This is a genomic window from Bradyrhizobium icense (assembly GCF_001693385.1).
Lineage (GTDB): Bacteria > Pseudomonadota > Alphaproteobacteria > Rhizobiales > Xanthobacteraceae > Bradyrhizobium > Bradyrhizobium icense.
Genome location: NZ_CP016428.1, coordinates 7,285,233 through 7,309,040, shown reverse-complemented (window position 1 = coordinate 7,309,040; position 23,808 = coordinate 7,285,233). Strand labels below are relative to the sequence as shown.

The following is a 23,808-nucleotide window of genomic DNA, read 5'->3' as shown; positions in this document are numbered from 1 at the left end:
TGATGCTGTCCTAACTTCGACCATGCCAAATTTTTCTTTATCACACAAGCGCGTGAAAGTCCTCGCCCGCATGCGGAATTGGCGCTCGGTGATGCGGGGGAAAAGCCGCCCGCGGGGGGTTGCGACAGGGGCGCCCCGATCCGGCCCAAGGACCGCCGGATTTCGCAATGAAATTGGGCTTGGGCCGGCAGGCGAGCAAGCGAAATGCTCCCGCTCAGGCCCGGCGGCTGCGGGGCTTACAGGAGCTTTCGACAATGAAGTTGTTCACGGGATCTTTGGCGGCGGGACTGGTCCTTCTTGCGGGCGGCGCGCAGGCGCAGGTGCCCGGGCCTTACCGGGCGGTATCCGATTTCGATGCGCCCTATGCGGTGGCGCCGCCCCCGGTTCCCGAGCCGCAGTACGTACCCGCTCCACGCTACGCACCCGGACCGCAATACGGATACGGCCCCGGCTTGTTGCCGTCGACGGAAGTCTATTCGGTGCTGCGCGACAATGGATTTTCCCCGCTCGGCATCCCGAGGCTCCGCGGCTTCGTTTACACGATTGCGGTGCTCGACCGCGGCGGCGAGGACGGCCGGCTGGTGATCGACGCACGCAACGGCCGGATCATCCGCTTCGTGCCGTCCTACCGCATGGGCGAAAATTATTACGAAGACCAAGGTGCTCTCCATGGGCCCTCTGTGGCTCCGGCGCCGCAGGCCCATGCGCCGGTCCATGCCCAGGCCGCGCCGCGGCCGCCGCGGCCGGCCTCGCAGGTGGCGAGCCGCGCGGTGCCGATGCCAAAGGCCAGCCCGATCGCCGCCAAACCTGCGCCGGCGCCGGTCCAGCGGGCTGCAGCACCCGTGCCGAAGCCGACCGAGGTTCAGGCTGCAGCTTCGCCGAGCGTGACGGGTTCGGTCCCGGCCAAGCCCGCCCCGCAAATTGCGCCGACGCAGGATATGCCGCAGGTGCAGGGCCTGGAGTAACTCTATCGTCGACCCTGCGTTCGCAGGGACGACAGCAATACAAGACGCCCCGGTTTTCCCGGGGCGTTTTTCATTGCGATGCGCTATTCGTGCTGTCCGGCGGCGGCCAGGATCAGGCCGGCGACCTTGTCGGGCTGCGAGACCAGCGACAGGTGGCCGGCGTCGAGCTCGATCGTCGTGGCATTCATCCGCTTCGCGAGAAACCGCTCGAGGTCGGGATTGATGGTGTAGTCCTGCTTCGAGACTGCGTACCAGCTTGGCTTGCTGTGCCAGGCGGCAGCGGTGGTGCGGCCGGTGAACAGGGAAGAAGCGGTCGGCTCCTGCACGGCGTAGAGCACTTCCGCCGTCTTGCGGTCGACGCCGTTGGCGAAATATTTCAGGAATGCGTCCTCGGACAGTTTGGTGAAGCCGTCATGCTCCTGAACGCCGGCCCGCGCCGGCCCCGTTGGAAATTTCTGTGAGAGTGCGACGAAATCCTCGCCTGCATCGGGGGCGCGGGCTGCGATATAGACCAGCCCCGTGACTTTCGGGTCGGTGCCGACTTCGCTGATGACCGTTCCGCCCCAGGAGTGCGCCACCAGGATGGTCGGACCGTCCTGCTGCGCCAGCGCGCGGCGCGTTGCGGCCACGGAATCTTCCAGCGAGGTCAGCGGATTCTGGACCGCGGTCACGTGAAGGCCCGCCGCCTGCAGGCGCGGAATGACTTCCGACCAGCTCGATCCGTCGGCCCAGGCGCCGTGCACCAGCACCACGTTCTTGACCTTGACCGGTGCGGCGGCGAGCGCCGGCGCCGTCTGCGCGCCGAGCGATCCGGCAAGAAGGGCGGCAACGACTGTCAGTGTTCGTAAAGTTTTCATCGATCTGCTCCGTATCTGGTTGTCCCGGCTCGTTGGGGATTTCGATGGGAGCAACGGCATCGTTACGGTTGTCACGTCGACGTGATGCACCTGAGGGTGTGCAAGAATGCAGGCCAGGATTGCGCAAAGAAACGCCGGGTCAATCATGCCCGCGCAGTGAGTGACTTTCGCAGCTCCGCATCACTGAGATCTACCTGAGCGATGCGCGCAAGGTGCCCGCCCGAAAAACTCAAGACGATCCTGAGACAGCCGGTCAAGGCCGGTTGAGGGCCACACCCTGAGTTCTGAAGGCGCAGGTGGGCGATGGAGATAAAAAAACGCCCCGGCTTCCCGGGGCGTTTTCGCATTCAGCCAATACCGGCTGAACTTACCGTGTTACGCGGCAACCGAAGCGTCGACCACCTGCGGGGTCTGCGCGCCCGAATTGATCGGGATGCTGCGCGGCTTCTTGGCCTCGGGGATTTCGCGGACGAGATCGACGTGGAGCAGGCCGTTCTCGAGCGAGGCGTTCTTCACCTGCACGAAATCGGCGAGCTGGAAGACGCGCTCGAAGGCGCGTGCGGCGATGCCGCGGTAGAGCACTTCGGATTTGTCCTTGCCGTTCTCGTTGGCGGTTTTCTCGCCCTTGATCGTCAGCGTGTTTTCCTTCGCGACGATCGAAAGCTCGCCCTGCGAGAAGCCGGATACCGCAACGCTGATGCGGTAGGCGTTCTCACCGGTGCGCTCGATATTGTAGGGCGGATAACCGGGGCTGCCGTCTGAGGTCACCTGGTCGAGCAGGTTGAAGAAGCGGTCGAAGCCGACGGTGGAACGATAAAACGGGGTAAGATCGTAGGTGCGCATAGGGTAGTCCTCCATTGAGCGACTGTTGCAATTACCCGCCCGCCATCGGGCCGGGCTGTAGTCCCGTGCAGCCTCAGGTTCTTGGGAAGCCTTGGTTTTGGTTCCGAAACACTGGTAGCGGCCTGCACAGAAGTGATATGGGAGGGGTGAAACGGCGTTCAAGAGGGGCGAAACAGGCCCTTTTTTGCGCTCCAGCCTTGATTTCCAGCCCTTTCCACCTAGCCGGTTCCCGTCATGACGCTCGTCTCGATTCCCGCCAATCCGGTTCCGGAGGACGTCGTCTCGGGCACCATCAAGACGCCCGATGGCGCGGAACTTAGGTTTGCGCGCTGGGCGCCGCCGGCCGGACGCAAAGGTACCGTCTGCGTCTTCACCGGGCGCAGCGAGCAGATCGAGAAATATTTCGAGACGGTGCGCGATTTGCGCGATCGCGGATTTGCGGTGGCGATGATCGACTGGCGCGGGCAGGGGCATTCCTCGCGCCGCCTGCGCGACCCGCGCAAGGGCTATGTCCGCGACTTCTCCGATTTCGAAGTGGACGTCGAAACCTTCGTGCAACAGGTGGTGCTGCCGGATTGCCCGCCGCCCTACTTCGCGCTGGCGCATTCGATGGGCGGTGCGGTCATGCTGCGGGTGGCGCACGCGGGAAAACGCTGGTTCGACCGCATGGTGCTGTCGGCGCCGATGATCGACCTGCCGGGGCGCACGACGTCGTTTCCGACGCGGGCGCTGCTTCGGATCATGCGGCTGATGGGGCAGGGCGGCCGCTACGTGCCCGGCGGCAGCGACGCGCTGACCGGAACGGAATCCTTCATCAACAACCCATTCACCAGCGATCCCGTGCGCTATGCCCGCAACGCCGCGATCCTGGAAGAGGACCCGACGCTCGGCATCGGCTCGCCGACGGTGGCCTGGGCCGATACCGCGTTCCGGGCGATGCACACTTTCCGCGGCATGAACTACCCGTCGGAAATCCGCCAGCCGATCCTGATGCTGGCCGCCAGCAACGACACCATCGTTTCAACGGCGGCGATCGAGGAGTTCGCCTATCACTTACGCGCCGGCTCGCATCTGGTGATCGCAGGCTCCAAGCACGAGATCCTGCAGGAACAGGACCGCTACCGCGCGCAATTCTGGGCGGCATTCGACGCCTTCGTGCCGGGGACGCCGCTGTTCAAGTGACGCGCACCCGCTGTCATTGCCGGGCTTGACCCGGCAATCCATCCTGCTTCGAATCAATCGTGTTGTCCGCTGGCGCGGACGATGGATACCCGGGTCAAGCCCGCGTATGACAAGGGTGTTCGTGATTAGGCCGGCTTCGGCAATCGTGAGGTAATTCGTTCCGGCAATCGCTGCTCCACGAACAGCGTCCTGACCTCGGCGACGCTGAGGTAACGCGCTTCGCCCTCGCCCTTGCCGAGGATTTTCAGCAGGACCGGCCATTCGCCCTTCATCAGGATCGGGTAGTACCAGCGCGCCGCGTCGCCGTCGCGCTTGATATTGGCTGCCATGAAGGTTTCGATCTCCTTCGCCGTCAGCCCCAACTCGATGCCCCCTGCAGGATCCTTGCAGTCCTTGCCGAAGGTGGCGAGCCGGTCGATCTCCTCTTCATGGACCTTCGCGTCGGCATCGAGAATGCGCGAACCGCCGCCATGCTTGTCGAGCGGGCCGTTGCGCAGCTCGTCGAGCACGGCGCCGGACGTCGCGCTCTTGAATACGCTCAGCGGCCCGAGGCCGTTGGCAATAACGGCGACCATCCAGGCTTTCCGCCGCACCTTGTTTTGCTCCGAGCCCGTTTCGCCGCTTGCGAGCGCGATCATTTCTGACAGTTGCGAGAGCGGCACGACGTGGCCGCCGACATAGCCGTTGACGACCAAGGCGCGCAGGAAGGGGCAGGGATTGTTGGGCGAAACGGGAATCTGTCCAATGGGGCTATCCGACATGGCTTCAATCCTCAAAGGCGCAAAGTATGGAAACGGTCCGCCTTCAATGCGAGGCGGATGACGATCTGAAAAGGAAGTGGTTCGCTACTTCAGGCTGTAGGCCAAAGTCTTCGGAATACGACGCCGTGTCAATCGACCGGCTTACACACGCTCAGGAATCTGCAGCGAGCCTTGGTGAGGAATCGACGAGCGTCAATTTGCTGAAGGGGATGCCGGCCTTCAAAAGTCCGTCGCGGAAATGAGCGATGTCGGCCGGGACCTTCCAGTTGAAATTCCGCAAAAATCGCTCGACGGTCAGTGTCGGATAGTTGCCGAGCAGGACCTCGGTAGCGTTGGCCGCTTCCGCGGTTCGTCCCAACTGGGCGAGCGCCGCCGGCCGTACCGCAAGCGCCTGCAGATGATTGGGATTGGCGTACAGAGCCTCGCGGGCCCATGACAGCGAGGCATCGTATTGACCGAGAAGATAGTGGCTGAATGCGTTGAACGCCGCAAATTGGTATCGGGGATCGCTGTTGCCGCGCTGCGCTGCCATCGTGAACAATTCGACGGCGGCCCGATGTTCGCCGTTGTAGAGATGACACGCGCCGAGCACGCCTCGGGCGCCCATGTCGTAGGGGTTGAGCCCGACCGCCCGCTTGGCGGCATCCATCGCTGCCTCGTAGTGTCCTTCCAGCGCATGCAGATAGGCGAGAATCTGAAACGCAAAGGACGAACGCGGATCGAGCCGGACGCTGCTCTCCGCAAGGCTCATCGCGGTATCCCACACTTCGCGCGTGCCCTTGATCCACCCGAAATGGATGGCCTGGGTCTGGATGGTGGCGAGATAGGCACGAGCGATCGATAGCGTCGGGTCGAGCGCGATGGCTTCCTTGAACAACCCGATCGCGATCTCGAAATCCGTCTTGGTCTGCAGGTAATAGTGCGACAGCCCCTTGAGGAATCGATCCCAGGCCGTGATGTCGTTCGACGAGGAGCGGGGCGGGGCGGAGGCCTCCGCCCGGTAGATTTCGGCCGCGATCGCCGCCGACAGGCTGGTGGTGAGCTCGTCCTGCATCGCGAACAGATCGCCCATGTCGCGGTCGAAACGGCCGGTCCATAACTGCTCGCCGGTTTCAGGGGCGATCAATTCGGCGGTGACGCGGATCTTGTTGACGGCGCGGCGCACCGAGCCCTGGATCAGGTAGGTGGCGTCGATCTCGCGCGCGATCAGGCGCGTGCTCACGTTCTTGCCTTTGAACGAGAACGTCGAATTCCGGCTCAGCACCCGGTAGAACGATTGCAGCGAAAGCGCGTGGATCAGGTCCTCGGTCAGCCCGTCGGAAAAATACTCGTCCGCGCTCTCGCTCAAATTCGCGAATGGGAGCACGCCCACGATCGCGGTGCGATATTGGGCGGGCAGGTTCGTGGCCGATGTCTCGGACGCGGCTTTACGGGCCGGGCCGCTGCCGGCACCCCCGGGCTGCCAGGTCCAGACATGGATCGGCTCCTCGATGTTCTTGAACCGGTAAGGACCGGCATCGACGAACGTGACGCTGAGGCGCTTGCCGGCCTCATGACAGGCCTTGCCCGAAACCGCCACGCCGCCGGGAGCGGCAACCGATTCGAGGCGGACCGCGATGTTGACGTCATCGCCGAACACCTCGTCCTCGTCGGCCATCACGTCGCCCATGTGGATGCCCATGCGAAACTGCATGGCGCGGTCGGCGGGCAGGTGCTCGTTGCGCTCCGCCATCACGATCTGCATCGCGACCGCGGCCTCTATGGCGCCGACGATAGAGGGAAACTCCAGAAGGAAGCCGTCGCCGGTGTTCTTCACCAGACGGCCGCCATGATTGAGGATGATCGGATAGATCGCGCTCCGATGGGCCTTGAACGTGGCGTGCGTCCCCGCCTCGTCGGCCCCCATCATTCGGGAGTAGCCGGCGACGTCAGCGCAGACGATGGCTGCCAAGCGTCTTTCCATTTCCCCACTATATCCCCAACGGCGCCGGAATGGGCAGGATAACCACTACGCGGTTGGCCAACCAATTCCAATGTTTATAAAATATGCGCAATCTGGTGGAAGCCTGATTTGCTCATGATAGTACTGCAATCCCTCAGGGATTGGCATGTGCAATAAGTCCGAGGGGCGCCCAAGGGAACCGTCAAACGATGACAGAGACGCTCGGCATTCACCAACTCTGGCTGTTCATCCTCTCAGGACTGCTGCTCAATATCACCCCGGGGCCGGATACGGCCTACATTATTGGCCGCAGCATCCAGTTCGGATGGCGCGGCGGGGCGGCGGCGGCGACCGGTGTCTGCTGCGGCTGTCTGGTCCATGTGTTCGGGGCCGCCATCGGCTTGTCCGCGCTATTGATGGCATCGTCGACGGCCTTCGCGGTCCTGAAATGGGTCGGCGCGGCCTATCTCCTGTTTACCGGCGTCCAGATGCTACTCTCGCGCCCGCGCCCGCTGGTGGAGTCGGCGGCAGCCGCCGAGACCTCGCTTGCCCGTGTGTTCTGGCAAGGCGCGCTGACCAACGTGCTCAATCCGAAAGTGGCGCTGTTCTTCCTGGCCTTCCTGCCGCAATTCGTGGCGGGGGACTCAGGCCACAAGACCCTTGCCTTCCTGACGCTGGGCCTGATTTTCATCTTCACCGGCACGCTATGGTGCCTCGGGATTGCGGCCTTCGCCGCAAGGGCGGCCCGGCGCATCCGGCAATCGGCCGGCGCGATGGCATGGATCAACCGCGTGCTCGGCGGGCTGTTCGTCTATCTCGGCATCCGCGTTGCGATGCTGGAGGCGCGCTGATGCTTCAGCCGTGGATTTTCACGAAGGCGCTGCCGGCGAGATAGAGGCCGAGCAAGATCATGGCGATCAGGAACCAGCGGCGGAATACGTCCGGCTGCATACGATTCCGCACCGCCTGTCCGATGAACATGCCGGCAAAGGACGCCACCATCGCGACTGCGCCGGGTAGCGCAGTCGCCGCCGTCATCAAACCCGCGGTGGTGAGATTGAAGGCGAGCGCCACCGTGGCGACGGTAAAGAACACGCCGAGCGCCTGCACCAGTTCGTCCTTCTCCATGCCGATCGCCTGCAGATAAGGCATCGACGGAATCACCTGAACGCCGGTCGCGGCCGACACCACGCCGGTGATCAGCCCGACGATACCGCCGACCCATTTCTCGTTGCGGCGCGCAACCTTGAAGTGGAGCTTGCTGAGACCGAGGATGGCGTAGATCACCAGCAGCGTGCCGAGAATGACGGTGCCATAGGGCGCGTACGGGCCGGTCAACAATCCCGCGTTCAGCCAGATGCCGGCGACCGTGCCGGCCATCAGTGGCCACAGCCGCCGCATGATGTCGCGCAAATACGGGCCGCCGAAGGTCTGCCAGATATTGGTGACGATCGCCGGCACGATGACGATCGCAATCGCTTGCGCCGGCGGCATCGTCACCGCGAGCAGGCCCATCGATACCGTCGGCAGGCCGAGCCCGATCACGCCCTTGATGAAGCCGGCCAGCAGGAACGCCGCGGCGATGAGAATGAGCAAGGAATCGAACATGGGGCGGACCTTGACCCATCGGCGCATCGGGCACAATCTGGAGAATACGGAGATAGCCTTCGGCTAAGGCGAAGGCTGCGCAGCGCACGTCCTCACCCGGCGATGCCTAGCGTCGTCCGGAGACGCGCCTTCGTCGCTCCTCACCATGAGGGTTAGGAAATTCCCCATGCGTTTCGATCTGGTCGATCTTCAGCTCTTCGTCGCCGTGGCCGAGACCCGCAGCATCACCAATGGCGCGCAGCGGGTCCATCTCGCGCTGGCGTCGGCGAGCGAGCGGATCAAGGGGCTGGAGGATGCGCTCGGCGTTTCGCTGCTGAATCGCGGCCGTCGCGGCGTCGAACTGACGCCGGCCGGCGAAAGCCTGCTCGATCATGCCAGAGTCGTGCTCCACAATGTGGAGGCGATGCGCGGCGATCTCGCCGACTTTGCCCGCGGCATGAAGGCCACCGTCCGCTTCCTCGCCAACACCTCGGGGCTTTCGGAGTATCTGCCGAAAACTTTGGCTGCCTTTCTGGCGGCACATCCTCACATTTCGATCGATGTCGAGGAACGCGAAAGCAGCGACATCGCCCGCGCCATCGTCATCGGTGCCGCCGATCTCGGGCTTGCCGCCGAACACGCGCTCGCAGACAATATCGAGCGGATGCCGTTCAGCGAAGATCGGCTGGTGCTGGTCGCCGCGCGGGACGACGAACTGGCTAATCGGCGGCAGGTCGATTTCAGCGAAGTGGTGGAGCGCGATTTCGTCGGCCTGATCAGCTCGATCGCGCTGCATGCCCATGTCAGCGGACATGCGGCGCGTCTCGGCGCGCGGATGCGCTTTCGCGCGCGGCTGAACAGTTTCGATGCGATTGGCCAGATGGTCGCCGCCGGCATCGGGATTGGGGTGATGCCTGAAGTCGCGGCAAAGCGATGCGCGCGATCAATGAAGATCAATGTCATCAGGATCAGGGATTCCTGGGCCAACCGGCGGCTCGTGATCTGCGCGCGGAGCTTTCGGGCGCTGCCCAAGCCCGCACAGCAATTGGCCGAGCACCTCCGCAAATCTGCTCCACGTTGAGGAAAGCGAATGCTGAAAGTATGGGGAAGTCCGGCGTTACTTGCCGGTGGCGAGGCCGGCAGCCTTGATGACGCGCGCCCACTTTTGGGCCTCGGTTCCGATGTAGTCGCGAAAATGCCCCGGCGTGTTGCCGGCAACCGTCAGGCCCTGATCTGCAAGCTTCTGCTTCACCTGCGGATCGTTCATCGCCTCGTTGGCGACGCGGTTCAGGGTGGCGACAATCGCCTCGGGTGTTCCGGCCGGCGCGATCATGCCGTACCAGTTTTCGATCAGGAGATCCGGCATGCCGACCTCCGCGGTGGTCGGCACGTCAGGTGAGGTGGGCGCACGTTTCGGCGCGCCAAGGGCAATCGGGCGCAGGCTGCCCGCCTTGATATGCGGCAGCAGCACCGGCAGGTCGAGGAACGCCATCTGCACCTGCTGTCCGAGCAGATCGTTGATCGCGGGCGCAGCGCCCCGATACGGCACGTGTACGATGTCGATTCCCGCCGTCAGCTTGAGCAGTTCGCCGGCGAGATGGGGTAGGCCGCCGACGCCGGCGGATGCGAAATTGAGTTTACCGGGCTGGGCCTTGGCTAGTGCAACGAGCTCACTCATGTTTTTGGCGGCAACGTTGCTTGCGACGACCAGCATCTCCGGCACCGTCGTCACCAGCGTAACCGGCGCGAAGTCCTTCGAGACGTCGTAGGGCACCTTCTCCATCGTCGGATTGATGACCAGCGAACTCGCACTCACGATTCCGATCGTGTAGCCGTCAGGCGCTGCCTTTGCGACCGCATCGGTGCCGAGCACGCCGCCCTGGCCGCCGCGATTGTCGATCACGACCGGCTGCTTTGTGATTTCCGACATGCGCTGGCCGACCAGCCGCGCAATGATGTCGTTGGGGCCGCCGGCCGGGAACGGCACGATCAGCTTGATCGGTTTGTTCGGGAAATCCTGCGCCGAGGCTAGCGCCGGCAACAATAACAGCGTCAGTCCGGCAAGCAGCTTGCTCAGCGGTCCCATGAGTGCTCCCCGATCCCGCATCTAACGTGCGTGTTCGGGGCATCGTACGCGATGAACTGCTCGATGCAAGATCCCGCGATTGCACCGGGAGCAAACCACTATCAAGGCAGCAGTTCGTCGGTACGCGCGCATCTTACCGAACGCTTGGTGTGGCCGTCTCTAGCTGTTCAGTAGCTTCAGCGTGGCTTCGTGCACACGGGCGTCGCCGGCGGCGACGATGCGGCCGCCGCTCTGGGCGGGCCCGCCCTCCCAATTGGTGACGACGCCGCCGGCGCCGGTGACGATCGGGATCAATGCCGCGATGTCGTAGGGCTTGAGTTCGGTCTCGACGACGAGGTCAAGATGGCCGGCCGCCAGCATGCAGTAGGAATAGCAGTCGCCACCGTAGCGCGACAGCTTCACTGAATTTTCGACTCGGCCGAAGATCTCGCGGTCGGCGGCGTTCATCAGCAATGGACTGGTGGTGAAGGAGGTCGCCTCCTTCAGCGACGCGCAGCGGCGTACTGTCAGCCGGCGTTCGCCCGATGGCCCGGAATAGTGTGCCGAGCCGCTATCGCCGGAAAAGCGCTCGCCGATATAGGGCTGGTGCATCATGCCGAACACCGGCGTGCCCTTGTGCAGCAGCGCGATCAGGGTGCCCCAGATCGGAAATCCCGCGATGAAGGATTTGGTGCCGTCGATGGGATCGAGCACCCAGACATAGTCGGCGTCCTCGCGCTCGTTGCCGAATTCCTCGCCGACGATGCCGTGCTGGGGAAAATTCGCTTTGATCAGGCGGCGCATGACGGCTTCGGCGGCGCGGTCGGCCTCGGTGACCGGATCGAAGTCGCTGGCGCTCTTGTTGTCGATCGAGAGTGAGGTTCGGAAGAACGGCAGGATGGTCTCGCCCGAAGCGGTAGCAAGGCGCCCGATAAACGCTGTAAAATCGATGACCGTCACGGCTGTCCCTTACCGCAATAGAAATGCCGTCTCTTGCCTAGCCCAATCCGGGCTGCCGCGCACCGCCAACGGCACGTTATTCCCATTCGTCTTGCGAGCGGACTTTCGAATCGGCTTTCGAAAAGGCTTCGTTTCAGGCGTGGATTTTTGGTTAGCCCGGCCATCACGAAGTCGCGAGTTTTGGCATACCAGCACTGCAGCAGGCACGGAACTGGCTAAGTCTATTCTACAAGGTATTGATATTACTATAGTAAATAGCTTGCCGCGGCAGTGTTGCCGATTCGCCAGACTGACCCGGTTTGCGCCGGAAGAGATCGGAAAACCCTTGCGTTTTGTGCAGCGCGGCCGCATATTGTTGCGGTGCGGTAGCGCCTCGCGCTATCGCTGCCCTCCTTGGGCGTTTCCTCCCTAGACTTGGGCCGCTTGTTCATTCAAGCGGCCCTTTTTTCTTTTGGTGTCGGAGTCATTCCGGGGCGCGAAGCGAACTATGGTGCGCAATTGCGCACCTGAGAATCTCGAGATTCCGGGTCTGGTCCTTTCGGACCATCCCGGAATGATAAGTCTGACTTTTACTCCGCCGCCGCCTGGAACGGGCCGAGATCACCGAGCGGCACTTGTGCCAGCGCATCAGCCAGCGCGGCGAAATCGGCAACCACCTGTGCGAAGCGCGGGCTGCGCTCCCTGCGCCGCTCATCCATGTAGATCGCGCGGTTGAGTTCGAGCTGCACGGTGTGCAGCCCGCTCGCCGGGTTGCCGTAATGCTCGGTGATGAATCCGCCGGCATAGGGCTTGTTGCGGCCGGTCGAATAGCCGAGCTCGCTCATGATTTGCTCGACGACATCGGGCAAGAGGCTCGCGCAACTGGTGCCGTAGCGGTCGCCGATCACGATATCGGGTCGCCGCGGTTCGTCTCTGGACACGCCGACTGACGGCATCGAGTGGCAATCGACCAGGATCACGGTCCCGAACGCCTGGTGGGCCTTGTTGATCAGCCGTCGCAGCGCGCGGTGATACGGCTTGTAGAGCGCCTCGATCCGCCCCAGCGCGTCATCGACGGAAAGCCGCTCGCGATAGATTTCCTGCCCATCGCCGACCACGCGCGGGATGGTGCCGAGACCGCCGGCGACCCGCATCGAGCGGGTATTGGCGAAGCTTGGCAGGCGGCCGGTGAACATCCGTGGATCGAGTTCATAGGGCTCGCGGTTCACGTCGACATAGGAGCGGGGGAAATTGACCCGCACCGTCGGAAAGCCCTGGTCGCTCAGACCACCGATCAATTCGTCCATGAACGAATCCTCGGATCGGCGCAGCGCGGCGAGGTCGATCCGGGAGGCGTTGAGGAATTCGGACGGGTAGACCGAGCCGGAGTGGGGCGAGTTGAAGATGATCGGCGCCCGCCAGCTAGCTGGCTCCACGATCTCGAAGGGAGGCGACAGTTCGCCATCAAACTGGGTCATCGTCGGGCGCCGTCCCTTGAATGTCCGCATTTCCCTTCGACTGGCCGATCATGCGACCGATTCTGCCGGAAGGGCAGGGTATTGTAAGGATGCATTGTCCGTAATCGTAATCATTCTGCCAAGCGAAAAAAGCCGCTGTTCTTCTGGAAGGTGTCGCAAACGCCTGAAAAGCGCCGCGTTGATCGACCTTGATGCGCGCCGCTACCAAAATAGCGTCGCCCGCCGCCGCCAAGACGCCGTTACCTTTCACCCGAAATTTACCCTCTGTCGGGCTTAGTGGGTGCAATGATCCTCCAAGCCGGGTTCGACGACTGACCGCCATGCACAAGATCCTCCTCGCCGAAGACGACAACGACATGCGACGCTTCCTGGTCAAGGCGCTGGAAAACGCCGGGTTTCAGGTCTCGCCCCACGATAACGGCATGTCGGCCTATCAGCGGCTGCGCGAGGAGCCGTTCGAGATGCTGCTGACCGATATCGTGATGCCCGAAATGGACGGCATCGAGTTGGCGCGGCGCGCCTCGGAACTCGACCCCGATATCAAGATCATGTTCATCACCGGTTTTGCCGCCGTCGCCCTGAATTCCGATTCGGAGGCGCCCAAGAACGCCAAGGTGCTGGCCAAGCCCGTTCACCTGCGCGAATTGGTCAGCGAAGTGAACAAGATGCTGGCGGCCTGATTCGGCGGCTATTTCGTTCGAAAAGGCACCAGAAATTAGTCCCGAGCATCCTTGCCCGGGCGCTTTGGAGCCGATATACGGACCCCACCCAATACGAACAAGGCTGGAGCGGGATGACAGATCATCCCATTCTGGGGCGCGTAGCTCAGCGGGAGAGCACTACCTTGACATGGTAGGGGTCACAGGTTCGATCCCTGTCGCGCCCACCAGCCTTCTTGCTTCGCAAGCTACGGCTCGGCAAGCCATACTCAGTCCTATCGTAGCGAAGCAAGCGAAGGCTGCCGCGACGTATAGCCCGAAGGGCGAAGCCGGGCTCTCGGTCGCGAACTACGGGCCGGCAGCATCAAAACTTCATCCACCGCGATCTGATCCAGCCAATCTCACGCCGGTAACCCCGCCTTTAGCAGCCCTGCCTCATGACGCGCCCGGTCGGCCTCGTGCTTGTAGTGCTGGGTGGCGAGATAGCCGGCCACCGAGAAACCCGGCTCTAGCTTGATGACCTCTGCGGCATGTGCGCTGGCCGCAACGGCGTCGCCCATCTGCGCGAAGATGGCGGCAAGGAAGGCATGATGGGTGAAGTCCGGGCGCGTGATCCGCGCGAAGGCCTCGGCGGCTTCGGCAAATTTCTCCGCGCAGTAATACGCGCGACCGAGGTGGTTCCAGAAGCGCTCGGGGTGGAAGGGGTTGAGGCGCATCGCCTTCCTGATCCAGTCGATCCCTTCTTCCGGCCGCCCCAGCCAGGTCAGAAACTCGCCCTGCTGCACCACCACCAGATCGTAGTTGGGATTGAGTGCGAGCGCCCGCTCCTGATGATAGGCGGCTCTGTCGTGATCGTCGCGCGTCAGGTTCACCGCGGCCAGGATGCGGTGAACGTCGCTGTCATTGTCATCGAGCGCCAGCGCGATCTGCAACGCGGCGGCCACGTGCTGGAAGGTGACGTCGCGATCTTCGCACCATCCATAGACCCAGGTCTGGCCCAGCACGCACGCCTTCCAGGCATGGGCGTGCGCATAATTCGGATCGAGCGCGATGGCGCGGTCGAGCAGGATCTGCGCCTGCGCATTGTCCTCGCGCCGCGAGCGGTGGTGGAGGACCTTGGCGGCGAGCACGCACTCATACGCCGCCATGTTGTCCGGCCGCTTGCGCTTCGCCCGTTCCTGCGTGGCGGCCTCGACGCGGCCGGGAAGCGTGGCAACGATTGCGCCGGTCACTTCGTCCTGAATGGCGAAGATATCCTCGAGCTTCCGGTCATAGCGTTCGGCCCAGACATGCCGGTCGGTTTGCGCGTCGATCAGCTGCACGGTGACGCGGACGCGATCGCCGACCTTGCGCACGCTGCCCTCGAGCACGTACTCGACGTCGAGCTCGCGCGCGACCTCCTGCATCTTTACGGCTTTGCCCTTGTGCACGAAGGTCGAGTTGCGCGAGATGACGAGAAGGTCGCGGAAGCGCGACAGTTCGGTGATGATGTCCTCGGTGAGGCCGTCGGCGAAGAATTCCTGCTCCGGATCGCCGCTCATGTTGACCAGCGGCAGCACGGCGATCGACGGTTTCCTGGTCGTGGTTGCTGTTGCCGCGCTGTCCTTGCCGCTCACGGGCGCCTCGGTTGCATCTCGCTCCAGGCGCACCCGAAAGACGTGGATCGGGCGGGTGATATTCTTGAGGTTCTGCTTGCCGAGATCCTCAAAGGCGATGTCATCGAGCCGGTCGCCGACCTGATCGCGCACCGCGCCCGAGACGCAGATGCCGCCCGGCTCGGCGAGCACCTCGAGGCGCGCCGCGACGTTGACGCCATCGCCGAAAATGTCGTTCTCCTCGATGAGGATGTCGCCCAGATTGATGCCGATGCGGAACTGGATCCACCGCGCCGGCGATACGTCGGCATTGCGCCGCGCCATCCGGCGCTGGATTTCGGCGGCGCACGATACCGCGTCAACGACGCTGTGGAATTCCACCAGCATGCCGTCGCCGGTGGTTTTGATGATGCGGCCGCGGTTCTTGGCAATCGAGGGATCGATCAACTCGAGCCGATGGGTCTTGAGACGCGCAAGTGTCCCCGCCTCGTCGACCTCCATCAGCCGGCTGTAGCCGACCATGTCGGTGGCGAGGACCGCAGCGAGTCTCCGCTCGGGTCCGGGCGCTTGCATTTTTTTGTCTCGCCGATAGGCAGTCTAGCAGATTTGCCGCGCGGGCCAAGATTGCGCTCCGGGCGATCAGGTCCGACCACGTTTAGTTCAGGTTGCGGTTGACCTGACGCAAATTTCAGCCAGGGGCAGGACTCGTTGACCGAGCCAAAAGACAACGGTTGCCGGAATGCAGATAGCGCTGAAGATGGAATCTGGGCTTGCAAAGGTCTCTGCTGTGCGGACAAACCGGACACGGAACGAGATCGTCTTCAATCTCGGTGAGCTTGCCTCGACAGCTTGCCCGCACCGCAGCCGATGATTTTGGCCAAGGAGGAGCCTCACGATGACCATCACCATTACCGCCTTTGAACGGTCACCCGATGGCGGCAGGGGACTGGCGCGTGATACGCGCGTTCGCTGGGCGCTTGAGGAAGTGGGCCAACCCTACGAGGTTCGCCTTGTTTCGTTTCGCGCGATGAAGGAACCCGCGCATCTGGCGCTTCATCCTTTCGGTCAGATTCCGACTTACGAGGAAGGCGATCTCGCCCTGTTCGAGACAGGGGCGATCATCCTCCATATCGCCCAGCGCCATGCGGGCCTTTTGCCGGATGACGCCAATGCCCGGGCGCGCGCGATCACTTGGATGTTTGCCGCGGTCAACACGGTGGAGCCGCCGATCCTTGAACTTGAAGCCGCCAGGCTTCTGGAGGGTGACAAGCCCTGGCATGACGAGCGCTTGCCTTTGGTCGAGGATCGCGTTCGCAACCGGCTGAATCAACTTTCCGCACGCCTGGGCGATACCGACTGGCTCGATGGTGCGTTCAGTGCGGGCGATCTGATGATGGTGTCGGTGCTGCTCAGGCTGAAATCATCGGGCATTCTGGACGAATACCCAAACCTGGCAGCCTACCTCGTCCGCGGTGAAACGCGGCCTGCCTACAAACGGGCTTTCGCCGCTCAATTGGCGGTTAACACCGGCAAGCCGCCGACCGGCTGATGAGGTCCGTACTGGGCTCGAAGTCGTCATCCGAGTTTTTCGTTCAGTTTATGAGTCCTGACTCTGGCTTCAAGTCCGATGGCGGGGCAGTGCCAGCAACGGGGTGAGGGTTGCAGGCGCATTGAGCACCGCGAACTTCTCGCGCTGGTTCAGATACCCAGCCGCCTCTTCGAAACTTTCAGCATCTTCGATCTTGGCGCGCGCGATCGCGAGATGCGGATCGACGTCGCCGCGGTTTCGTGGCCGTTGGCCGGACAGGTTGTTCAGATGCACCTCGCGCAAATCCGCGTTGCGGTGCAGCTCGTGCAGTGGACAGGAAAGTGGCGAATGCGGTGCGTTGGCCAGCTCGTTGGCCCTCGCCAGTACGAGCGGCGGCGCGGTCTGCTCCGGGGTCTTGAACAATCGCGGCGTACCGCTCGAGCCGGCCGATGACGACAGCATGGCAAGCGGGATAGAAAGCAACAAGCCGAGGATCACCGGCATCATCCAGAGCAATAGCGGCAGCGACACCGCGTAGGCGCTCACGGCCATGATGACCCCAAACGATGTCGGTACTGCATAGGTGTTGACGGTGTCCCGGCGCGAGACCACGCCGTCGTCGCGGCGCTGAACCTGCCATCCTGCGTCGCGCCCAAGCAGGATTTCCGCAACGGCGGAGGATTGAAAGACCATCATAACGGGTGCGGTCAGGCCCGATAGGATCGTCTCGGTGACGATGCCGGCCAGCACCCGAAAGCCGCCGCCGAACTTCCTTCGCGTGTCGCGATCGGTGAGAAGCACGATGAAGGCGAGCAGTTTTGGCAGAATCAGCATGCCCATCGTGCCGACGAACACCCACGCCGCCAGGATCGGATCCTGCGCCGGCCAGGTCGGAAACAGCGAGTATCCCTTTGGAAAATACTCGGGCCGGACGAATTGCGCCTGCAGCGACACCAGGATTCCGAACGTCAGAAAAATCAGCCAGAGCGGCGCGGTGAGATACGATCCAATTCCGGTCAGCAGATGAAGTCGCGAAACCCAGTGAAAGCCGCGCGCGGGAAGCAACGCCAGATGCTGCAGGTTACCCTGGCACCATCGCCGGTCGCGGGCGGCAAAATCCGACAGTGACGGCGGGCATTCCTCGTAGCTGCCTCGAAGCGCCGGCGCCATGTGAATGGCCCAGCCGCCCCGCCGCATCATCGCCGCCTCGATGAAGTCGTGGCTGAGAATATGTCCGCCGAACGGCTTGCGGCCCCTGAGTTCGGGAAGGCCGGCATATTGCGCAAAGGCGCGCACGCGGATGATGGCGTTGTGTCCCCAGTAATTGCCTTCCGAGCCGTGCCACCATGCGATCCCCGCGGCCAGCATTGGACCGTACAGGCGGCCAGCGAATTGTTGCCATCGCGCGAACAGGGATCGCGCATTGACGACAATCGGCAGCGTCTGGATCAGCGCCACCTTCGGATGCTCGCCCATGGCTGCGGCCAAGCGAACGACGGTGTCGCCGGTCATCAAACTGTCGGCATCCAGAATCAGCATGCACTCGTAGCCGGAGCCGAACCGCCTGACCCACTCCTCGATATTGCCGGACTTGCGCGCGATGTTTTCGGGGCGGTGGCGGTAGAAAATCGCAGCGGCACTGCCGACGTCCCGCCGAAGCTGCAGAAAGCATTTCTCCTCGGCGATCCAGATCGCGGGGTCGGTGGTGTCGCTGAGAACAAACCAGTCGAATGCAGAGCCGTGCCCGGTCTCCTCGACCGATTCATAGATCGCCCGCAATCGCGCCAGCACGCGGTAAGGGTCTTCGTTGTAGGTCGGCAGCAGCATCGCGGTCCGGCTTTGGGTCGCCGGCAGAGGCGCAGCCGGATCGATGCCGAGTTCGTTCTTCTTTCGCGTCAGCAGCATGGCGAAGCCGGCAAGGGAGGACATGAAGGAGAAGGCGATCCATGCGAACAGCAGCACGAAAAGCACAAGGATGATCGACTCCAGGATCGTGACACCGCCGACCTGAAGAACCCGGTACATCTCGTAGCAGGCCGCTGACGTCAGGGCGGCGGTGCCGGCCAGGATGAATGCACGCCGAGCCCACATCGACGCAAAGCGCGGGGCAGGTGGTGGCTCGAATCGCCGCAACGGCTGGGCTGCCATCTCCATCGGCGATTCCGGCGGGAGAAATTCGCTCAATGGAATAGCGCGGGCTGCTCGCGAGCCGCGGGTATTCGCTAAGGTGTCCATCGATAAACCCAGACCTCCGATACCGCCTCCTCGTTCTGCACGAGCGATGCGCGGAGTTCGACCGGGGTCTTTTCCTTCAACAACTCGAAGCTCAATCGCCAGCCGCCTGTCGCCGGGTTCGGCTGGGTAACGATGTTCTGGATCTTCGCCTTCTCAGCCGTCACGACACCGCGCAGGCTTTTCGGATCGACCGACTTCAGCTTCTCGCCAGTCACGTCGAGCACGAAGAGCGTAGCGTTGTCGCCTCGTGTGCCGATGCCGGTTCGGGTAAATCGCGCCAGTGATGTCGACTTTGGATTATCCGGCCCCCAGTGCAAACGGTAGGTGTAGGTGTGCTCGCCTTTGGCCGGCAACGCCGTTTTGGGGCGCCAGAACACGGCGATGTTATCGTGAATCTCTTCCTTGGTCGGGATTTCGAGCAGCTTCACTTCGCCTTCGCCCCAATTGCCGATCGGCTCCGCCCACAGGCTCGGCCGGCGCTCGAAATTCGATTCCAGGTCCTGGTAGGCGGCAAAATCCTTCTGACGCTGCATCAGGCCGAAGCCGCGCGGATTGAGGTCGGCAAACGAAGAGACCTGAAGGTCGCGCGGATTGTGCAGCGGCCGCCAAAGCTCCTCGCCGCGGCCGTTGAAAACCGCCAGGCCGTCTGAATCATGGACCGACGGACGGAAGTCTTCGACGTCCTTGCGGTCGTTCGGCCCAAAGAAGAACATGCTGGTCATCGGCGCAAGGCCGGCATGAGTCAGATCGACACGCGGATAGATCGCCATTTCAACATCGAACACAGTGGTGTCGCCCGGGCGGATGGTGAAACGATAGGCTGCTGCCGCGCTCTCGCTGTCGAGCAGCGCATGCACGACGATGGAATTGGCGTCGGCCGACGGCTTCTCGAGCCAGAACGTCTTGAAGAATGGAAACTCCTCGCCCTTGGCTTCGCCGGTGTTGATCGACAGGCCGCGTGCCGAAAGGCCGAAGAGTTGCCCTTTGGCTAATGCGCGGAAATAACTTGCGCCGAGAAAGACGCAGACCTCGTCATAATAGTCGGGCTTGTTGATCGGCGCATGAAGCCGAAAGCCGGCAAAGCCGAGATCGACCGCAGGGCCGGGCGGCGCCAGATCGCCGAACGAAAACAGGTCGGGCTGGTAGGGGATGATCGACGCCTGGCCGTTCTTCACCTCGAAGATGTCGACGCGGTTCTTGTAGTTGAATCCGCGATGGAAGAACTGCGCCTCGAAGGGCAGTTTTTCGCCGCGCCATAGCGCGCGGTCCGGCAAGAACCGGATCGCCCGATACTGGTCGTAATTGAGATTTGCGAGATTGTCGGGCAGCTTTTCGCTTGGCGCCTTGTAGGGTTTGCCTGCGAGGTCGCGCGCCATTTGCCGGACGATGGATCGATCGAACGGCGCAGGCTGGGCATGGGCGGCGGGCAAAAGCCCGGGCGCCATGCCGGTTGCCAATTGTAATGCGGAAACAGCGAGGAAATCCCTGCGATTCACGAAACAACCTCGCGGTTACTGATGCGGACCATCGGCAACGCCGCGCACACGGGACGGTTCCCCGCGCCGAAATAGAGCTGCCGTTTTTTCTCGATTGCCTAAGATCCGGTCACGAGCGCGCGCTAGCTTCGCAGCGTTTGGCTTATCCGCGTGACCACGTCGTCCCACTGGCGTTTTTCGGAGACGGGATAATTGATCAGCACGCAATCCAGGGTGCCGTTGCCGCGGTTGCAGCGGTTGTACCAGATCCGGTCCTTGCGAATGCTGGACACAACGAAGAAATCAGATGTGATCCGTTTGTAGATGATGCCGGCAGGCGGCCGCATCTTGGCCAGGAACGTGGCGGGCGAATTGTTGTCGGGATTGGGAACGGACTGCACCGTCAGGTCGGCGCGGCGGTCGTCGGTGAAAAAGCGCCTTCCTGTGCCACCTTCCGGCGGTCCGGCGTCGACGGTGAAGATCGAGACCGGCATGTCGACGCTGGTCCCGGTGCTCGCGATCACGTATCGCCGCCACTCGGTGTCGCCGGCGAATGCGAGGGTTGGAACGAACGCCAAGGCCAAGAGAGCGGCAGAAATGCGCGGCGCAGGCATGGAACGATCTCCGGTTCGATTCGAGACAATCGATTCCATCGAGGTTCGTTCCAGCTCCGGACATTTCTAGGACGTGGTCGTGCCCGCAAGATGCTTCCCCGCGACGTATCCGAACGTCAGCGCGGGGCCCAGAGTTATGCCGGCGCCGGGATAGTTGCCGCCCATGATGCTCGCCATGTCGTTGCCGGCGGCATAGAGGCCTGCGATCGGCTGGCCGTGTTCGTCGAGTGCGCGGGCGTGCTGGTCGGTCTTGATGCCGGCATAGGTGCCGAGATCGCCGACCACCAGCTTGATCGCATAGAACGGTCCGTCCTTGATCGGCGCAACGCAAGGGTTCGGCCCGTGCAGCGCATCGCCCTGGTAGCGGTTATAGGCGCGCGATCCCTTGCCAAACGCGGGATCGCGCCCCTCCGCTGCCGAGCCGTTGAACTCGGCAACCGTCGCCTCGAGTCCTCTTGGGTCGATGCCGGTTCTATCGGCCAGTTCAGCCAGCGTTGCGCCGCGCTTGAGGTAGCCGGTGGCGAGATGATGGCGAAGCGGCATCGGAAACGGCGGAACGCATCCGAGGCCGTATTTCCGCAGTGCGCGGTGATCGCACAGCAGGAACGCGGTGATCTCCTCACCGGGTTTTGCCGCCTTCACCATCGCCTGCACGAAGTCATGATAGGAATTGCCTTCATTGGCAAAGCGCCTGCCGTCGCGCATCACCGCGATGACGCCGGGTTTGGCGCGATCGATGAAATGCGGCATCACGCCCTTGCTGCCGTCCTTGCGCTCGGTGATAGAGACCGGCACCCAGGCTGCCGCGTTCGGCAGCGTGTCTTCGATACGTCCGCCCGCGGTCTCGGCCAGGCGCAATCCGTCGCCGGTGTTGCCGACGGGGCCCGGCGAAAAATGTTCGGCGCCGGTGGGCGCGTGCGGAAACATCGTCTTGCGCCTCGCCGCATCATGGGGAAAGCCGCCGCAGGCGAGCACCACGCCGCGCCTGGCGATAATACGCACCAGCTTACCGTGGCGCTCGACGATCGCGCCGCGCACCGCGCCGTGCTCGACGATCAGTTCATGCACCGGCGAGGACAGCCACAGCGGTATCTTCAGGTCAAACGCGGATTTGGCCAGACGTCCGGCCAGCGCATTGCCGTTGGTCAAGGTCATGCCGCGGCCGTGACGCATCACGTCCATCAAATGCTTCGACAGGCGTTTTGCGACGTAGACCGCCGAAGTCAGCGATTTGGTCGCCCGCATGAAATGGATGATCTCCTTGCCGGAGCCCAGCATCATGCCGAACACGGTGAGCTCGGGGAGGGGATTGCCGAGATCCTTGATATGCTCGCCCAGTTCGCGGCCATCGAACGGCCGCGTCACCATTGAGCGGCCGCCCTGTGCGCCGCCGGGGGCTTCGGCGTGGTAATCCGGAAAGGTCAGCGGCATGTCGAACTGCACGGCCGTCTTGCTGGTGAAAAAGTCCACCGCTTCCGGACCGGCGGAGAGAAACGCATCGACGCGCGCGGCATCGAAACTGTTGCCGGCCTCGTGGCGCAGATAGGTCCGCGCTTGGTCCGGGCTTTCCTCGATGCCCCAGGCTTTCGCCAGCGACGTGCCGGGAATCCAGAGCCAGCCGCCGGAGCGCGCGGTGGTGCCGCCGAAGCGCGGCTCTTTTTCGACGATGAGAACGTTGAGCCCATGATGCCCGGCAGTGACGGCCGCCGACAGGCCGGCGCATCCCGAGCCCACCACCAGCGCATCGCATTCGTAAATCTCTTGTTCGTTGCCCGTCACGCGATCCGCCTCGTTTTCGTTTCTTGGGGTCGACATTTGGGTTGGGATCGATTGACCTGTCAATCGCGGGCGCTTCTTCCCTTCTCCCACAAGGGAAACGCGCGCCGTGCATCCAGGGCAGGGCGGCCCTCCGGTAAAGCGCTTGCGCCGCTCTGACATCGGCGGCACAGTTGCGATCGCGACACCAAGATCGCTGGCAAAACGAAATCCCGAGGAACCCTGATGGCGGCCACGCGGATCGACTGCGATATCCATCCCGCCGTTGGCGGCACCCGCACCACGCTGCTGCCTTATCTTGACGATCATTGGAAAGAGCAGGTCGTCAGTCGCGCGATCGACGGCCTCGACCTCAATTCCTATCCCCCCAACATGCCGTTCTCCGGCCGGGCCGACTGGCGGCCGGCCAATGGCAAGCCGGGCAGCGATTTTGAGATGGTGCAGCGCGGTGCGTTCGACCAGCTTGGTTCGAGCCACGCGATCTGCAACGTGGTCTATGGCGCACAGGCGGTGTTCGATCCTTACATGGCGGCCGGTTTCTGCAAGGCGATCAACGACTGGATCGCCGCCGAATGGCTTTCGAAGGATCCGCGGCTGAGCGCATCGATCGTGTTACCGCTGCAGGCGCCGGATCTCGCGGTGGAGGAAATCGAGCGCAGAGCCAGCGACAACCGCTTCGTCTCCGTGCTGGTGCTGGCGCAGGGCGAGACGTTGCTCGGACGGCGGCATTACTGGCCAGTGTGGCAGGCGGCTGCGAAACACAAGCTGCCGGTTGCGATCCATGCCGGCAGCGCCTATCGCACCGCGCCGAGCTCGATCGGCTGGCCGTCCTATCGCTACGAATATTATCTAGCCGAAGCGCAGGCATTTCAGGCCCAGCTCCTGAGCCTGATCTATGAAGGCGTGTTCGGAAAATTCCCCGATCTCAAGGTCGTGCTGATGGAGTCCGGCGTGAGCTGGCTGCCGGCCTTCATGTGGCGCGCCAACAAGACCTGGCGCGGCGTCCGCGTCGAAGTGCCCTGGGTCGAGCGCGAGCCGGCCGCAATCATCCGCGACCATGTCCGCGTCACCATGCAGCCGTTCGACGGCCCGCCGGATGCCGCTGATGTTGCCGATGTCATCGAGCAGATCGGTTCCGACAAGATGTTCCTGTTTGCGTCAGACTATCCGCACTGGCAGTTCGACGGTGACGATCCGATGCCGCCGCATCTGCCTGATAGCATTGTCTCGCGCATGTGCGCGGACAATCCGCTGGAGACCTTTCCGCGGCTGAAGCTCGCGGCGTGAATACAGCATGATCCGGAAAA

Annotated in this window: 20 protein-coding genes, 1 tRNA gene and 1 pseudogene; 8 read left to right on the top strand and 14 right to left on the bottom strand. The window is 63.0% G+C overall.

What is annotated here, in order from left to right:
- Positions 1 to 254 precede the first annotated feature (254 nt).
- Positions 255 to 965: a hypothetical protein gene (locus tag LMTR13_RS33925; protein ID WP_065733194.1), complete on the top strand. Its 711-nt coding sequence runs from the start codon at positions 255 to 257 to the stop codon at positions 963 to 965.
- Positions 966 to 1,048: 83 nt separating this feature from the next.
- Here the strand turns inward: LMTR13_RS33925 and LMTR13_RS33920 are convergent, their stop codons facing one another.
- Complete coding sequence (locus tag LMTR13_RS33920; RefSeq protein WP_065731545.1) at positions 1,049 to 1,822, bottom strand: alpha/beta fold hydrolase; 774 nt, start codon at positions 1,820 to 1,822, stop codon at positions 1,049 to 1,051.
- A gap of 375 nt (positions 1,823 to 2,197) precedes the next feature.
- Positions 2,198 to 2,665, bottom strand: a complete 468-nt coding sequence (locus tag LMTR13_RS33915) for an Hsp20 family protein (RefSeq protein ID WP_065731544.1) — start codon at positions 2,663 to 2,665, stop codon at positions 2,198 to 2,200.
- Between the two features lie 234 nt (positions 2,666 to 2,899).
- Between LMTR13_RS33915 and LMTR13_RS33910 the strand changes: the two genes are divergently transcribed.
- Positions 2,900 to 3,847, top strand: a complete 948-nt coding sequence (locus tag LMTR13_RS33910) for an alpha/beta fold hydrolase (RefSeq protein ID WP_065731543.1) — start codon at positions 2,900 to 2,902, stop codon at positions 3,845 to 3,847.
- 128 nt (positions 3,848 to 3,975) lie between these two features.
- On the opposite strand, the pseudogene LMTR13_RS33905 reads toward LMTR13_RS33910, so the two are convergent.
- Both LMTR13_RS33905 and LMTR13_RS33900 read right to left on the bottom strand, forming a co-directional pair.
- Positions 3,976 to 4,608 (bottom strand): annotated as a pseudogene (locus LMTR13_RS33905) (di-heme-cytochrome C peroxidase); the annotation flags it as partial.
- Between the two features lie 151 nt (positions 4,609 to 4,759).
- Positions 4,760 to 6,571 (bottom strand): adenylate/guanylate cyclase domain-containing protein, encoded by a 1,812-nt coding sequence (locus LMTR13_RS33900; RefSeq protein WP_065731541.1) that lies wholly within the window; start codon positions 6,569 to 6,571, stop codon positions 4,760 to 4,762.
- 188 nt (positions 6,572 to 6,759) lie between these two features.
- Here LMTR13_RS33900 and LMTR13_RS33895 point away from each other — a divergent pair, with 188 nt between their 5' ends.
- A complete protein-coding gene (locus tag LMTR13_RS33895; RefSeq protein WP_065731540.1) occupies positions 6,760 to 7,401 on the top strand; it encodes a LysE family translocator in 642 nt (213 codons plus the stop codon).
- Positions 7,402 to 7,405: 4 nt separating this feature from the next.
- Here LMTR13_RS33895 and LMTR13_RS33890 read toward each other — a convergent pair whose 3' ends face one another.
- Positions 7,406 to 8,158: a sulfite exporter TauE/SafE family protein gene (locus tag LMTR13_RS33890; RefSeq protein ID WP_065733193.1), complete on the bottom strand. Its 753-nt coding sequence runs from the start codon at positions 8,156 to 8,158 to the stop codon at positions 7,406 to 7,408.
- A gap of 166 nt (positions 8,159 to 8,324) precedes the next feature.
- Here LMTR13_RS33890 and LMTR13_RS33885 point away from each other — a divergent pair, with 166 nt between their 5' ends.
- Positions 8,325 to 9,218, top strand: a complete 894-nt coding sequence (locus LMTR13_RS33885) for a LysR substrate-binding domain-containing protein (RefSeq protein WP_065731539.1) — start codon at positions 8,325 to 8,327, stop codon at positions 9,216 to 9,218.
- A 36-nt stretch (positions 9,219 to 9,254) separates the two neighbouring features.
- Here the strand turns inward: LMTR13_RS33885 and LMTR13_RS33880 are convergent, their stop codons facing one another.
- From LMTR13_RS33880 to LMTR13_RS33865, 4 genes are all read right to left on the bottom strand, one after another.
- Positions 9,255 to 10,223: a Bug family tripartite tricarboxylate transporter substrate binding protein gene (locus tag LMTR13_RS33880; RefSeq protein WP_065731538.1), complete on the bottom strand. Its 969-nt coding sequence runs from the start codon at positions 10,221 to 10,223 to the stop codon at positions 9,255 to 9,257.
- 159 nt (positions 10,224 to 10,382) lie between these two features.
- The gene (hisN, locus tag LMTR13_RS33875; RefSeq protein WP_065731537.1) at positions 10,383 to 11,162 is read right to left on the bottom strand and encodes a histidinol-phosphatase; all 780 of its coding nucleotides are present in this window, start codon (positions 11,160 to 11,162) and stop codon (positions 10,383 to 10,385) included.
- A gap of 569 nt (positions 11,163 to 11,731) precedes the next feature.
- Positions 11,732 to 12,619 (bottom strand): N-formylglutamate amidohydrolase, encoded by an 888-nt coding sequence (locus LMTR13_RS33870; protein WP_065731536.1) that lies wholly within the window; start codon positions 12,617 to 12,619, stop codon positions 11,732 to 11,734.
- On the bottom strand, positions 12,606 to 12,941 hold the full coding sequence (locus tag LMTR13_RS33865) for a hypothetical protein (protein ID WP_156795895.1): 336 nt from the start codon (positions 12,939 to 12,941) through the stop codon (positions 12,606 to 12,608). Before LMTR13_RS33865 ends, LMTR13_RS33870 begins: the two co-directional genes overlap by 14 nt.
- On the opposite strand from LMTR13_RS33865, the gene cpdR reads away from it, so the two are divergent.
- The gene (gene cpdR, locus LMTR13_RS33860; RefSeq protein WP_027539837.1) at positions 12,940 to 13,299 is read left to right on the top strand and encodes a cell cycle two-component system response regulator CpdR; all 360 of its coding nucleotides are present in this window, start codon (positions 12,940 to 12,942) and stop codon (positions 13,297 to 13,299) included. The two genes, LMTR13_RS33865 and cpdR, sit on opposite strands and share 2 nt — an antisense overlap.
- A 134-nt stretch (positions 13,300 to 13,433) precedes the next feature.
- Positions 13,434 to 13,508, top strand: a tRNA-Val gene (locus LMTR13_RS33855).
- A gap of 171 nt (positions 13,509 to 13,679) precedes the next feature.
- On the opposite strand, the gene LMTR13_RS33850 is transcribed toward LMTR13_RS33855, so the two are convergent.
- Complete coding sequence (locus LMTR13_RS33850; RefSeq protein ID WP_065731534.1) at positions 13,680 to 15,446, bottom strand: adenylate/guanylate cyclase domain-containing protein; 1,767 nt, start codon at positions 15,444 to 15,446, stop codon at positions 13,680 to 13,682.
- 322 nt (positions 15,447 to 15,768) lie between these two features.
- On the opposite strand from LMTR13_RS33850, the gene LMTR13_RS33845 reads away from it, so the two are divergent.
- On the top strand, positions 15,769 to 16,422 hold the full coding sequence (locus tag LMTR13_RS33845) for a glutathione S-transferase family protein (RefSeq protein ID WP_065731533.1): 654 nt from the start codon (positions 15,769 to 15,771) through the stop codon (positions 16,420 to 16,422).
- Positions 16,423 to 16,491: 69 nt separating this feature from the next.
- Here the strand turns inward: LMTR13_RS33845 and mdoH are convergent, their stop codons facing one another.
- The 4 genes from mdoH to LMTR13_RS33825 all read right to left on the bottom strand — a co-directional run bounded on the left by mdoH (position 16,492) and on the right by LMTR13_RS33825 (position 22,540).
- Positions 16,492 to 18,636, bottom strand: a complete 2,145-nt coding sequence (gene mdoH / locus LMTR13_RS33840) for a glucans biosynthesis glucosyltransferase MdoH (RefSeq protein ID WP_065731532.1) — start codon at positions 18,634 to 18,636, stop codon at positions 16,492 to 16,494.
- A complete protein-coding gene (locus tag LMTR13_RS33835; protein ID WP_065731531.1) occupies positions 18,624 to 20,081 on the bottom strand; it encodes a glucan biosynthesis protein G in 1,458 nt (485 codons plus the stop codon). The genes mdoH and LMTR13_RS33835 overlap by 13 nt, the downstream gene beginning before the upstream one ends.
- A gap of 173 nt (positions 20,082 to 20,254) precedes the next feature.
- Positions 20,255 to 20,725 (bottom strand): hypothetical protein, encoded by a 471-nt coding sequence (locus tag LMTR13_RS33830; RefSeq protein ID WP_065731530.1) that lies wholly within the window; start codon positions 20,723 to 20,725, stop codon positions 20,255 to 20,257.
- Between the two features lie 66 nt (positions 20,726 to 20,791).
- Complete coding sequence (locus LMTR13_RS33825; RefSeq protein WP_418219734.1) at positions 20,792 to 22,540, bottom strand: FAD-dependent oxidoreductase; 1,749 nt, start codon at positions 22,538 to 22,540, stop codon at positions 20,792 to 20,794.
- A gap of 186 nt (positions 22,541 to 22,726) precedes the next feature.
- On the opposite strand from LMTR13_RS33825, the gene LMTR13_RS33820 reads away from it, so the two are divergent.
- The gene (locus LMTR13_RS33820; protein ID WP_065731529.1) at positions 22,727 to 23,788 is read left to right on the top strand and encodes an amidohydrolase family protein; all 1,062 of its coding nucleotides are present in this window, start codon (positions 22,727 to 22,729) and stop codon (positions 23,786 to 23,788) included.
- Positions 23,789 to 23,808 lie beyond the last annotated feature (20 nt).